The sequence below is a fragment of the Gordonia otitidis NBRC 100426 genome (assembly GCF_000248075.1).
Lineage (GTDB): Bacteria > Actinomycetota > Actinomycetes > Mycobacteriales > Mycobacteriaceae > Gordonia > Gordonia otitidis.
Window position 1 is genome coordinate 1 of record NZ_BAFB01000234.1, and the last position, 12,719, is coordinate 12,719.

Here is a 12,719-nt window from a genome sequence, read left to right on the forward strand (position 1 = left end):
CGTGACCACGATCTCGCACCGCGACGAATCGTCCAGTACCGAACCGACAACGGGGAGATCTTCGACGTTCCGTTCGCCGACGACGCCGAGGTCCCGTCGAAGTGGCCGTGCAAGAACGGCATGGAGGGCACGATCCTCGAGGGTGCCGAGCCCGAAGAGAAGAAGGTCAAGCCCCCGCGCACCCACTGGGACATGCTGCTCGAGCGTCGTAGCGAAGAGGAGTTGGAGGTACTGCTCAACGAGCGCCTCGATCTTCTCAAGCAGCGTCGCCGCGGCGTCACTAACTGACCGGTCGATGCACTGATATAGACCACAGCATGAACCACTCAGCCGGGTGGAGTCCTCGGACTCCACCCGGCTGAGTGCTGTGTACAAGGTCTGCTGCTGTCGTCACACCATAGGTGTCGTCGATCAGTCCCGCGCGTGCACGCCCTTCTTGTGCAGACGGCTCTCGACGCCCCAGCGTGCGACGCTGACGAACGCTTCAGCCATCACGCCGCCGCTCATCTTCGACGTCCCGACCTCGCGCTCGGTGAAGGTGATCGGCACTTCGCGGACGTCGTATCCGGCCTGGATCGTGCGCCACGCCAGATCGATCTGGAAGCAGTATCCCGCTGACTCGACGGTGTCGAGCTCGATGGTCTCGAGGACGACACGGCGGTACGCCCGATAGCCCGCGGTGATGTCATGAACATTCGTTCCCAGCGCCACGCGCGCGTACGTGTTCGCGCCCCTGGACAACACCTCGCGGTACTTGGGCCAGTTCACCAGTTTGCCGCCGGCCACATACCGCGATCCGATGGCGAGGTCGGCGCCGTCGTTCACCGCATCGAACAAGCGGTACAACTGCTCAGGCGCATGGCTGCCGTCTGCGTCCATCTCGACGATGACGGCGTAATCGCGCTCGAGCCCCCACGCAAAGCCGGACAGGTAGGCCTTGCCCAGCCCGTCCTTCTCCACGCGGTGCATCACGTGAATTCGACGTCGGTCATCAGCGGCCGCGAGGTCGTCGGCCACGTCGCCGGTACCGTCGGGACTCGAATCGTCGACGATCAGGATGTGAGCGCCCGGCATGGCCGCCTGTACCCGCGTGACAATCCTCGGCAGGTTCTCGCGCTCGTTGAACGTGGGGATGACGACAAGGGAACGTGATCCGTCCGATGCGACGATCCGACCCTCGTCTTCACTGGTCGCACGCTCGCTACCCGTTGTCACCACGCTCCTCCGACTCCCTTGCATCGCCCTTCGCGGCCGGTGTTGCACCGACGCCGGCCCCGCGAGGCCCGAGAGTGAACCTATAACGACGCGCCAGAACGACCAAAAGCCCGCCCACCGTCACCACGACGATGATCCACCGTGGCCACGCACCGAGAACGGTCGCCACGGTCTTGGCCGAGTGCAACGGTAAGCGATCTGCCAGCACCGCAGGGGTGAACACGCCCGATTCACGACTGATCGAGCCGTCGGGTTCGATGATCGCGCTCACACCGCTGGTGGCGGCGACGACCACAGCCCGACCGTGCTCGACGGCGCGAAACTGCGACATGGCCAGCTGCTGGTACGTCATGTCCGTCTTGCCGAAGGTGGCGTTGTTGGTCGGTACGTACAGAATCCGGGCGCCGTCGTCGACCGCAGCCTTCGCGGATCGGTCGAATGCGATCTCCCAACAGGTCGACACACCGACGGTCACCTCGCCGGAGCGTCCCGGGACTCGGACGACCGAGGACCCGGTCCCCGGACGAAAGTTGCCCGCCATCGACGCGTACGACGAGAACATGCTGAAGAACGGGCGCCACGGCAGGTACTCGCCGAATGGCTGCACAATGTGCTTGTCGTAGCGGGCAACCGGCCCGTGCGCGCCATCCCAGACCAGGACCGTGTTGGTCGGTCGCCCGTCGGAGTTCATCATGAGCGTCCCGACCAGTATGGGCGCGCCGACCGAGATCGACGCGTCGGTGATCTCCTGTGCGGCGTCGGCATTGGTCAGCGGCGAGATGTCCGAGGCGTTCTCCGGCCAGGCGACCACGTCGGGTTGTTCTGCACTACCCGCGCGCACCGCATCGGCGAGACGCATCGTCTCGCGGACATGGTTGTCGAGGACCGCCCTGCGCTGTGCGTTGAAATCGAGGCCGAGTCGCGGCACGTTCCCCTGAATGGCCGCAACCTGTACCGATGACGAGGCGACGTTACGGTCGAGTGTGTCGGGTGTCAGTGCGATCGCGGCTATCGGGCCGACGAGTGCCAACACCACCGCAATGGCCGCGGGACGTGCCACCGACCCGGTGTCACCGCATATCACCCGGGAGCCGAGAACGACGACCAACCACGCCACCGCCCCGCCCAGCAATGCGATCGCAGCCGACACCCCTGGCGCACCGAGTACGGATGCCAGCGGGAGCAGCGGTCCGTCTACCTGGCTGAAAGCTGCCCTTCCCCAGGGAAATCCGCCGAACGGGAATGACGAGCGCAGCGCTTCGAGAGTGACCCACGACAACGCAAACCACACCGGTGGGCACGGCAGTCTCATGGTCAGGACCGCGCAGACCCCGAAGAGCGCCGAGTAGACCGCGAGCACGATCGACAGCGCGATCCACGGGAGCGGACCGACGTACACGCCGATCCAGGGCAGCAATGGGATGAAGAAGGCAAGTCCGAACACGAAGCCGATGAGAGCTCCCGCCCGGGCCCGGATCGGCCCGGCCAGTGCGAGAAACAACATGCCCATGGAGATGACCGCCATGAACCACCAGTTACGTGGTGGAAAGGCCGACCACATGGCGACGCCCGCGAGGAGTGCGAGTCCCGCACGCAACAGCAGCGGCAACCATCGGCTGCCGGTCACCGTCGACCACCGACGATCGGAGTGGGGGCCGTCCGACGGTGCGTCGAGGGTCGTCGTCGACTCGTCGACGGCGACGGGGCTTCGGCCGGCGTCTCCCCTCTTGTCGGCGTTGTCGGCCGTGTCGCTGTCGTTCACCGTGTCACTCACAGATCAGTTGCTCTCGGCGCGGTAGATGTCCCGTCCACGATGGACCGTCCGGACACATCGCGGCAGCGGTCGGCCCGGCGACACATCGGGAAGGGCGGGCACACGGGAGCGCGGGTCGAGCGACCAGCGCTGCACGCTCTCGTGTGAGCCCGCCACGACGAGTTCCTCGGCCTCCCAGATCGCGAAACTCGCGGGGGCGCCGACGGACAGCGTGCCCGTCAGACCGTCGTTGACTCCTCCCGCACGCCACCCGCCGCGTGTCGAGGCAGCGAAGGCACCGCGCGCCGAGATGGCATTACGCGGGTGATTGTGGTGGACCGCGGCACGAACAGTCGCCCACGGATCGATGGGTGTGACCGGCGAGTCCGACGAAAACGAGAGCGCGACACCTGCTTTCGCGAGTGTGGCGAAATCGTTGAGTCGCGCCGCGCGCTCGTCGCCGAGTCGCTGGTCGTAGAGATCGCCTGGCGCTCCCCACGTGGCGTCGAATTGCGGTTGCATACTGGCGACGACGCCGCACGCCGCGAGCGTCTGCGCCTGCGCGGCGTCGACCATCTCGGCGTGCTCGATTCGATGCGCGCGTGATGCGATCGCCGGTGTTCCGAGTTCTGCGGCCAGGGCGTCGAGTGCACTCACCACCGCCGCTGTGGCCGCGTCGCCGATCACGTGGAAGCCGGCCTGCAGGCCGGCTTCGGTGCACGCCCGGAGATGGTCGAGGACGCTTTCCGGAGAGACGTAGTTGATGCCCGTCGCCTCCGGTGCGTCGTGGTAGGGCTCGCGCAGCCACGCCGTGCGCGAGCCGATCGCGCCGTCGACGAAGAGGTCTCCCGCGAGTGCGTCGGCCCCGGTGATCGCCACGAGTTCGCGTGCGTGCTCGGCGTTCTGCGCCGCCTGTCCCCAATACCGTCTGACCTCGACCGGATGCTCGAGGTCGGCGATGGCGAGGAAGTCGTCGAGACCACTGATGTCGGGTCCGCCGTTCTCGTGAATGGCCACGACACCCACTTCCGCGGCCGCATCGAGTGCGCGTCGCTGTGCCAGTGTGCGTGACCGAGCACTCACCAGCGCTCTCGCCGCTGCGCGCACCATGTGGTGGGCTTCGGCGACCAGAGGTTCATCCGGGTGGTAGCCCTGTGCTTCCGCCAACCCGACGACCAGTCGCCGCAGCGCAGTGGATGCGACGGCCGAGTGCTCGTCGACTCGGGCGAGGTAGACGGGGCGGTTGCCGACGACTTCGTCGAGCTCGGCTGTCGTCGGAAAGCGGCCGTCGGATTCCTCGGCGCCCGACCACGTCGAGTTGTCCCAGCCACAACCCCAGATGAGCTCGCCCTCCCCCAGCGTGGCGACGTTCTCGGCGATTCTGAGCAGGCAGTCCGTGCGTGAGACGGCGTCGTTGAGGGTCAGTCCGGTGAGTGCGAGGCCGGTGGATGTCAGATGTACGTGCGCATCGACGAAAGCGGGGGCGACGAAGCGGCCCTCGAGATCGGTGATGTCGGCGTCGGGATGGAGGGCTCGTCCCACCGCGTCCGCGCCCACCCAGGTCACCACGCCGTCGGTGACAGCGAGTGCGGTCGCGTCCGGGGTTGCAGAGGAATAGACGGCTCCACCCAGGAGCAGTTCGGTTGCCACGATTGTCCAGTGTGCCCCCTGCGGGGGTATCGATGTGTCAGTGCCCCCGGGGGAGCTGAGGCCGATCGGCCGACCAGCCGGTTGCCGCGTCGGAACTCTCCGCGGAATAGGTGGGATCGTCGACGACGGTTCCGTCGATCACTGTCCCGCGCCTCACTCCGGCGGCACCGTAGACACCTGCGCGATCCATCGCCGACATCATCGTGCGCGCGCCCAGTGCCGCCAACAGTGGCCGCAGGACACGGCGCGTCGGCGGCAACAGTGCGATCGTGCCGACCACGGTGGAGACCAGCCCGGGCAGGATCAGCAGGATCGACGAGGCCCCGACCACGGCGGTATCGGCGAGCGGAGTCCGGGCGTCGACCTCGTTGCGCGAGGCCCGGCGGAGTTCACCGAGCACCTTTCGGCCCTGCCAGCGCAGGATCAGAAATCCGACGAAGGAGGCCAGGAGGGTGATCAGGATCGCCCACGCGAAGCCCAGGGTCATCACCATGGCCACGAACACGGCGATCTCGATCACCAGGTAGACGAGGAAGTACGGGAAGCGCATTGCGGTGCCTTTCTGGTCCGGTGCGGGCGTGTCATGTGGCCCACCACCGCCCCGGAACTGTGCCATTCCTCCGTGTCAACGAACGAACGTCCGATTTTGCTCCCGGCCTACTCGGCCCGCCCCTCGATCTCGCCCTCGGCCTGTAGGTAGACCGACCGCAGCTGTGCGAGCATCTCAGCGGGCGGGGCCTCCCACAGCTCGCGGTCGACGGCTTCGAGCAGGCGCTCGGCGATACCGTGCAGAGCCCACGGATTCGACTGGTTCATGAACTCCTGATTGCGCTCGTCGAGCACGTAGGCCTCGGTGAGCTTCTCGTACATCCAGTCGGCGACCACGCCCGTGGTCGCGTCGTATCCGAACAGATAGTCGACGGTGGCTGCCATCTCGAAGGCGCCCTTGTAGCCGTGGCGCTGCATCGCGGTGATCCAGCGTGGGTTGACCACCCGCGCGCGGAAAACCCGACTCGTCTCTTCGGAGAGGGTGCGTGTGCGGACGGCGTCGGGGCGCGTCGAGTCACCGATGTAGGCCTCCGGGGACTGACCGGTCAATGCACGAACCGTCGCAACCATGCCGCCGTGGTATTGGAAATAGTCGTCCGAGTCGGCGATGTCGTGCTCACGGGTATCGGTGTTCTTCGCTGCGACCTTGATCCTGCGGTACGCCGAACGCATGTCGTCGACGGCTGCTACACCGTCGAGTTCGCGGCCGTAGGCGTAGCCGCCCCACTCGGTGTAGACACGCGCGAGGTCTTCGTCGCTGCGCCAGTCGCGGGAGTCGATCAGCTGCAGCAGTCCGGCCCCGTAGGTACCGGGTTTGGAGCCGAAGATCCGGGTCGTGGCGCGGCGTCGATCACCGTGGTCGGCCAGTGCCGCGCGCGCATGCGCCGCGACGAAGTTCTGCTCGTCCGGTTCGTCGGCCGACGCCGCGAGTCCGACCGCGTCGTCGAGCATCGTGACGACGTGGGGAAACGCGTCACGGAAGAAGCCGGAGATCCGGACCGTTACGTCGATACGGGGTCGACCGAGCTCGTCGAGGTCGATCAGTTCGAGTCCCCGGACCCGGCGCGAGGCCTCGTCCCAGACTGGCATCACCCCGAGCAACGCGAGGATCTCGGCGACGTCGTCCCCCGAGGTGCGCATCGCGCTGGTCCCCCACGCCGACAGCCCAACGGACGCCGGGTACTCACCGTGGTCGGTGAGATAACGCTCGAGGAGACTGTCGGCCATCGCACGCCCCGTCTCCCAGGCCAGCCGGGACGGGACCGCCTTGGGATCGACCGAATAGAAATTGCGACCGGTGGGCAGCACGTTGATCAGGCCACGTAGGGGCGAACCGCTCGGCCCCGCGGGAATGAATCCGCCGTCGAGGGCATGCAGAACACGGGGGATCTCTCCGGAGGTCTGTCGCAATCGCGGGACGACCTCGGTGGCGGCGAAACGCAGCACGTCCCCGACGGCCGTCGGATGCCCGGCGGCGGCGTTGTCGACGGCAGTCGACGACCAGTCCCCCTTCGCACAGACCGCTACGAGATCACGCGCGGTCGCTTCGACGCTGTCGACGTCGGTGCGCGCCGAGTCCGCCCCCTCGTCGAGTCCCAGTGCTTCGCGGAGGCCTGGCAGAGCCTCGGCGCCGCCCCACAACTGGCGCGCTCGCAGCATCGCGAGGACGAGGTCGACTTCGGCATCGTCGACCGGGGGCTCGCCGAGAACATGCAGTCCGTCGCGGATCTGGACGTCTTTGATCTCGCACAGCCAGCCGTCGACGTGCAGCAGCATGTCGTCGAAGACCTCCTCGTCCGGTCGCTCGGTCAATCCCAGGTCGTGATCCATCTTTGCCGCGGTCAGCAGTGTCCAGATCTGCTGCCGGATGGCGGGCAGTTTCGCCGGATCGAGTGTGGAGATGTTGGCGTGCTCGTCGAGGAGCTGCTCGAGACGTGCGATGTCGCCGTAGGACTCCGCCCTCGCCATCGGGGGGATCAGGTGGTCGACCAGTACGGCGTGCGCCCGACGTTTGGCCTGGGTGCCCTCACCGGGGTCGTTGACAAGGAAGGGATAGATGAGCGGGACGTCGCCGAGCGCGGCGTCGGTGCCGCACTGCGCCGACATTCCCAAGGTCTTTCCAGGTAGCCACTCGAGATTGCCATGCTTGCCGATGTGCACGATCGCATCGGCACCGAAACCGGGGATGTCGTGCACGTCTCCCGGCCGTCCTGCGAGCCACCGATACGACGCCAGATAGTGGTGCGATGGCGGAAGGTCAGGATCGTGGTAGATCGCGACGGGGTTCTCCCCGAATCCCCGGGGCGGCTGGACCATGATGGCGACGTTGCCGAATGTCAGTGCAGCCACGACGATCTCGCCATCCTTGTGCACCGACCGGTCGACGAACAGGTCGCCGGGAGCGGGACCCCAGTGTTGCTCGACTGCTCCGCGCAATTCGTCGGGCAACGTGGCGAACCACTGTACGTAGTCGGCGGCGGACACCCGTATCGGGTTGGCTGCCAACGACTCTTCGGTGAGCCAATCGGCGTCCTGACCACCACGGTCGATGACGGCGTGGATCAATGCGTCCGAATCATCTTCTGCCAGTCCGGGAATGGCTTCGGGACCCGATTCGGCGCCGATGTCGTAGCCTGCGGCGCGCAGTGCATGCAACAGTCGCACCAAGCTCCGAGGGGTGTCGAGGCCGACGGCATTGCCGATCCGCGCGTGCTTCGTCGGATATGCCGACAGCATGAGGGCCACTCGACGATCGGCGGGGTGAATATGACGTAATCGGGCGTGCGACACAGCGATTCCCGCGACGCGGGCACAGCGCTCGGTGTCGGGTTGATACCAGGGCAGCCCGTTGTCGTCGAACTCCTTGAACGAGAACGGGACGGTGATGATCCGACCGTCGAACTCCGGGACGGCCACCTGGGTCGCGACGTCGAGTGGCGAGAGTCCGTCGTCGTTGGCGTCCCAATCGGCACGGGGTCCGGTGAGGCACAGTCCCTGCAGGATGGGGACATCGAGCGCGGCCAGGCGCTCGATGTTCCACGCCTCGTCATCTCCACCCGCTGAGGCGGTGGCCGGCGTGGCCCCACCGGCTGCGAGAACGGTGACCACAAGCGCGTCCGCGGTGGCCAGCAGTTCGACGAGATCGTCGGGTGCCGTGCGCAGCGACGCGCAGAAGATCGGGAGCGCCCGTGCGCCGCGGTCCTCGATGGCGGCGCACAGCGCGTCGACGTAGCGTGTGTTGCCCGCCAGGTGCTGAGCCCGGTAGTAGAGCACACCGATCACCGGCGCAGTTTCGGGAACCGCAGACGTCGGTTCGCGTTCGAGGATTCCCCACCCCGGGGTCTGCACGGGCGGTTCGAACCCGTGGCCGGTCAGCAATACCGTGTCCGAGAGGAAGTGGTGCAGATTGGTGAGGTTGGGCACGCCGCCGAACGCGAGATAGTTGTGAGCGTCGGCGGCCACGCCCGCGGGCACCGTCGACAACGCCATCAGGTCGGGATCTGGCTGCTGCTCTCCGGAGAGCACGACGACGGGCTTGCCCACCGCGAGGACGGCGTCGAGCCCCTCCTCCCACGCGCGGCGCCCGCCGAGAATCCGGACGACGGTGAGATCTGCATCGGCGACCATTCCGGGAACGTCGTCGAGGAGTACCCGGGACGGATTGGCAACGCGATAGTGCGCCTCGCAGGCGTCGGCGGTGATGAGGTCGGTGTCCGACGTGGACAGCAGCAGGATCATCGAAACTCCTCAGGCCTCAGTGCTCGCGCGGAGGCAGACGGGACAGGTCCGAGGTGGCAGGTCTGGCTTCGCAGGAGTTGCGGACTCTCGCGTCACAGTGGCGCGACCGCGCCGGAATCTCACCGGCTTCCACGCACCTCGTGCAGCTCAGCCTAGTGCAGCACGACGGGCGACAGCCCCGCACGTCTACCGAGCCGTCCGCGCACCGGCTCGACACCTACCCTGGATGGTGTGACCGACCCCGACGCCCCTTCGAGTTGCGCCATACCCGGTGGTGCCGGAGCTGATGTCTCCGCTGATCGGGCGGGGTCGACGCCTGCGCGCTCGACCTCCGATCGTTGTCCCGGAGTGTTCGCCCCGCATGCTGCCGCCGACGGTGCACTGGCACGGATCCGGTTGCTCGGTGGGGCGATCACCCCGGAGCAACTCGCGACGCTCGCGCGGGTGTCGGCGGACCACGGCGACGGGTTCATCGATCTGACAGCGCGAGCCAATGTGCAACTGCGCGGAATCACCGACGTCGACGCCGTCGCGAGCGAACTCGTCGACGCCGGACTGGTACCGAGCACCACCCACGAGAAGGTTCGCAACATCGAGGTCAGCCCGTTCACCGGCAGGGTGGGCGGGCTGCTGGACCTCCGGCCGGTGGTCCGTCGGCTCGACGAGGCACTGCGTGACGACGCCGAGCTCTCCGCCCTCTCCGGGCGTTTTCTGTTCGGTCTCGACGACGGTCACGCCGACATCGCGCGCGGCAACTGCGACGTCTGCGCGTATGCGCGCTCGGCAGCAGACGGTTCGGTCACGGTCGACATCCTCATCGACGGCGAGGATGTCGGTTCCGTCGGGAGCCCGGTCGATGTCATCGGTGCGCTGCTCGCGGTGGCACACGATCTGCTCGACATCGCGCCCGGCGCCTGGCGTGTGTCGGATCTGGCGCCGCGCGAGCGCTCCGCGCTGATCGAACGTAGTCGACGGCGGCTTGACGAGGCACACGCACAGGATGGGCACGCACAGGATGGGCACGCAGAAGGAGTGCTCGCCGACGACAGGGTGGCCATCGAGGCCGCTGCTCCCCGGGTGGGTTGGTTCGATCAGTCCGATGGGAACGTGTTGCTCGGAGCCGTCGTCGAACTCGGACGGCTACCCGCCCGGCTCGCCGAGTTCATCGCGGCGGTGGGGGCTCCGGTCGTGTTCACCCCCGATCGTGAGATCCTCATCTGCGATCTCGGTGAAGGTGTCGCCGAGACCGTGGTCCGCGTGCTCGCGCCGATGGGACTCATCTTCGACGCCTCGTCACCGTGGACACAGGTGAGCGCGTGTGCCGGGGCGCCGGGTTGCGCTCACGGCCAGGCCCCCGTTCGAGTCGATGCCGTGGCGCGGGTGGAGTCGGGCGGTCCGGTCGCAGAACGCGAACACTGGGTGGGGTGCGACCGCGGATGCGGATCACCGCCGCAGCCGCACCGTCGAGTCGAGGCCACCGAATCGGGGTATCGGGCTACCCGTCGGTGAAGGTGTAGTCGGACAACGCGAACGTGTCCTGTGCCGTGACCGCCTCGCGCACCGACGTCGGACGGAACAATGGTGTCTCGCCTTTGCTGTTGAACCAGTAGGACCTCGACGACGCGCAGTTGCCGAGCGCGAACACCGAATCGGCGATTCTCGTCGTCATCTCGTCGTAGAAGCGCGAGTTGGCCGACTCTGTCACCTCGAACGTTCGCGCGCCGCGTCGCGACACCTCGCCGAACAGACGTGAGATGTGCCGCATCTGACACTCGACCGTGGTGAACCACGACAACCCGACCCAGGAGTACGGGCCGGCAGAGTTGAGGAAGTTGGGGAAGTACGGCATGGATACACCCTCGTATGCCTGAAATGCCGTGTCGCGCCACCACTTACCGAGGTTGCGACCCTCTCGTCCGATCACCTCGATCGCCGGCAGATTCTTCTCCCATACGTCGTAACCGGTAGCGAGGAGCAGCACGTCGACCGGTGTCTTGCGACCGTCGCGCGTGACGATCCCGTCGCGCTCGATGTGATCGATTCCGGCAGTCTCCAGGTGAACGTTGTCCCGGCCGAATGCGCGGTAGTAGTCGTTGGAGACCGTCGGACGTTTACAGCCGTAGTCATAAGACGGTGTCAGTGCCTGCCGGATCCCCCGGTCGCGCACCTGGGCGAAGCGGAACAGGGCGGCCAGCTTCTTGGCGCTGTCGTTGAGGGCACGGAACCGACGGTACTTCCACATGGCGATCAGCATGAGGATCTCCTGGGTCACGTCGGTGACCCAGCGAACTGCACGTTGAGTAGCGGGCACGCGACGGAATACCTCACGCATTGCTGCGGGGATCGGTAGATCGAGTTTCGGCATCACCCACATGGGAGTCCGTTGATAGACCGTGAGGTCACCGATCACCGGGGCTAGTTCGGGGATCACCTGCACCGCCGTCGAACCAGTGCCGATCATCGCCGCACGCTTACCCGTGAAGTCGTACTCGTCATCCCACCGTGCGGTGTGCACGATGTGTCCTTCGAAATCTTCGAGGCCGGGGATGTCGGGCGCGGCCGGTTGCGACAGAAAGCCTGTGGCGCACATCAGGAAGCGCGTGGTGAGTGTCTCGCCGTCGGCAAGTGTCACTTGCCACATCGACGCATCCTCGTCCCATGTCGCGCCCTCGACTGTGGTGTTGAAACGCATGAACCGCCGGATGTCGTACTTGTCGGCCACGTCGAGCGCATACTGCTTCAGCTCGGAACCCGGCGCATAGAGCTTGGACCAGTTCGGGTTCGGCTCGAACCAGAAGGAGAACGTCGGCGACGGAACGTCGACTGCGAGTCCAGGGTAACGATTCACATGCCATGTCCCGCCGAGATCGTCCTCGCGGTCGAGGATCAGGATGTTCTCGAATCCGAGTCGTGTGAATTGAATTGCCGAACCGATTCCCCCGAAACCCGCGCCGACGATGATGACGTCATGTTGCGGTGCGGTCATGGTGGACAACGCTACCCCATGAAACATCACCACGTCATGGGTCCTTCGGCGGTGATTCTGGCCTATCGTCGTCGACATGGACATTTCCGGAGCACGTGTTCTTCTGACCGGTGCCAGTGGCGGCATCGGTCACGCTCTCGCCGAATCTCTCGCGGCCCGCGGAGCTCGACTGATATTGAGTGGGCGGCGCGTAGAGACGGTCGAGGTACTGGCGAACAGGTTGTGCGGCACTGCAATTGCGGTCGATCTCGCCGAAGCTGACGGACCGCAACGCCTCGTGGCCGCGGCTGGGCGCGTCGATATCCTGGTCGCCAACGCCGGTCTGCCTGCGTCGGGTGAAGTCACCGACTATTCGATCGGCGACATCGACAGGGCACTCGCCGTCAACCTGCGCGCACCTATCATTCTGGCGAAACTGGTTGCAGAACAGATGATCCCACGCAACCAGGGTCAGCTCGTGTTCATGTCCTCCCTCTCAGGGAAGTCGGCATCCGCCAAGACCGCCCTGTACAACGGAACGAAGTTCGGAATCCGGGGCTTCGCTCTCGGACTACGAGAAGATCTGCGGCCCTACGGAATCGGTGTGTCGTCTATTTTTCCCGGACCGGTTCGTGATGCAGGGATGATCGCCGACTCCGAGGTGCGATTGCCGCGGCTCGGTACACGGACATCGGCTCAAGTGGCGCGAGCAACCGTCAACGCCATCGAGCGAAATCGGGCAGAAATCACTGTCGCGCCATGGGGATTGCGGGCCGCGACCTTCATGGGGGCGTTGGCACCGGACACGGCGGCTCGGTTGGCGCGCCTGTCGGGTAGTGACAAAGTGGT

At 66.2% G+C, this 12,719-nt stretch carries 9 protein-coding genes; 3 read left to right on the forward strand and 6 right to left on the reverse strand.

The window, feature by feature from the left end:
- Positions 1-288: RNA polymerase-binding protein RbpA (locus GOOTI_RS22255; RefSeq protein ID WP_007240854.1), on the forward strand; the 288-nt coding region annotated here is incomplete at its 5' end.
- A 123-nt stretch (positions 289-411) separates the two neighbouring features.
- On the opposite strand, the gene GOOTI_RS22260 is transcribed toward GOOTI_RS22255, so the two are convergent.
- The 5 genes from GOOTI_RS22260 to cobN all read right to left on the reverse strand — a co-directional run bounded on the left by GOOTI_RS22260 (position 412) and on the right by cobN (position 8,905).
- A complete protein-coding gene (locus GOOTI_RS22260) occupies positions 412-1,218 on the reverse strand; it encodes a polyprenol monophosphomannose synthase (protein WP_227920618.1) in 807 nt (268 codons plus the stop codon).
- Positions 1,202-2,776 carry an apolipoprotein N-acyltransferase gene (gene lnt / locus GOOTI_RS22265; RefSeq protein WP_233425558.1) on the reverse strand — a complete coding sequence of 525 codons (1,575 nt, stop codon included), beginning with the start codon at positions 2,774-2,776 and terminating at the stop codon, positions 1,202-1,204. Before lnt ends, GOOTI_RS22260 begins: the two co-directional genes overlap by 17 nt.
- A gap of 216 nt (positions 2,777-2,992) precedes the next feature.
- On the reverse strand, positions 2,993-4,618 hold the full coding sequence (locus tag GOOTI_RS22270) for an amidohydrolase (protein ID WP_007240857.1): 1,626 nt from the start codon (positions 4,616-4,618) through the stop codon (positions 2,993-2,995).
- Positions 4,619-4,655: 37 nt separating this feature from the next.
- Positions 4,656-5,168, reverse strand: coding sequence for an FxsA family protein (locus GOOTI_RS22275; protein WP_039994575.1), 513 nt, complete (start codon positions 5,166-5,168; stop codon positions 4,656-4,658).
- Between the two features lie 107 nt (positions 5,169-5,275).
- A complete protein-coding gene (gene cobN, locus GOOTI_RS22280) occupies positions 5,276-8,905 on the reverse strand; it encodes a cobaltochelatase subunit CobN (RefSeq protein WP_007240859.1) in 3,630 nt (1,209 codons plus the stop codon).
- Positions 8,906-9,136: 231 nt separating this feature from the next.
- Here cobN and cobG point away from each other — a divergent pair, with 231 nt between their 5' ends.
- Positions 9,137-10,414, forward strand: coding sequence for a precorrin-3B synthase (gene cobG, locus GOOTI_RS22285; protein ID WP_373279043.1), 1,278 nt, complete (start codon positions 9,137-9,139; stop codon positions 10,412-10,414).
- On the opposite strand, the gene GOOTI_RS22290 is transcribed toward cobG, so the two are convergent.
- The gene (locus GOOTI_RS22290; RefSeq protein ID WP_039994572.1) at positions 10,401-11,891 is read right to left on the reverse strand and encodes a flavin-containing monooxygenase; all 1,491 of its coding nucleotides are present in this window, start codon (positions 11,889-11,891) and stop codon (positions 10,401-10,403) included. The genes cobG and GOOTI_RS22290 overlap by 14 nt on opposite strands.
- A gap of 76 nt (positions 11,892-11,967) precedes the next feature.
- Here GOOTI_RS22290 and GOOTI_RS22295 point away from each other — a divergent pair.
- Positions 11,968-12,719: SDR family NAD(P)-dependent oxidoreductase (locus tag GOOTI_RS22295; RefSeq protein ID WP_007240862.1), on the forward strand; the 752-nt coding region annotated here is incomplete at its 3' end.

Coding starts and splice junctions, on each gene's coding strand:
- cobN (WP_007240859.1), bottom strand. CDS start 8,905: ATGATCCTGCTGCTGTCCACGTCGGACACCGACCTCATCACCGCCGAC.
- lnt (WP_233425558.1), bottom strand. CDS start 2,776: ATGTGGTCGGCCTTTCCACCACGTAACTGGTGGTTCATGGCGGTCATC.
- GOOTI_RS22275 (WP_039994575.1), bottom strand. CDS start 5,168: ATGCGCTTCCCGTACTTCCTCGTCTACCTGGTGATCGAGATCGCCGTG.
- GOOTI_RS22290 (WP_039994572.1), bottom strand. CDS start 11,891: ATGACCGCACCGCAACATGACGTCATCATCGTCGGCGCGGGTTTCGGG.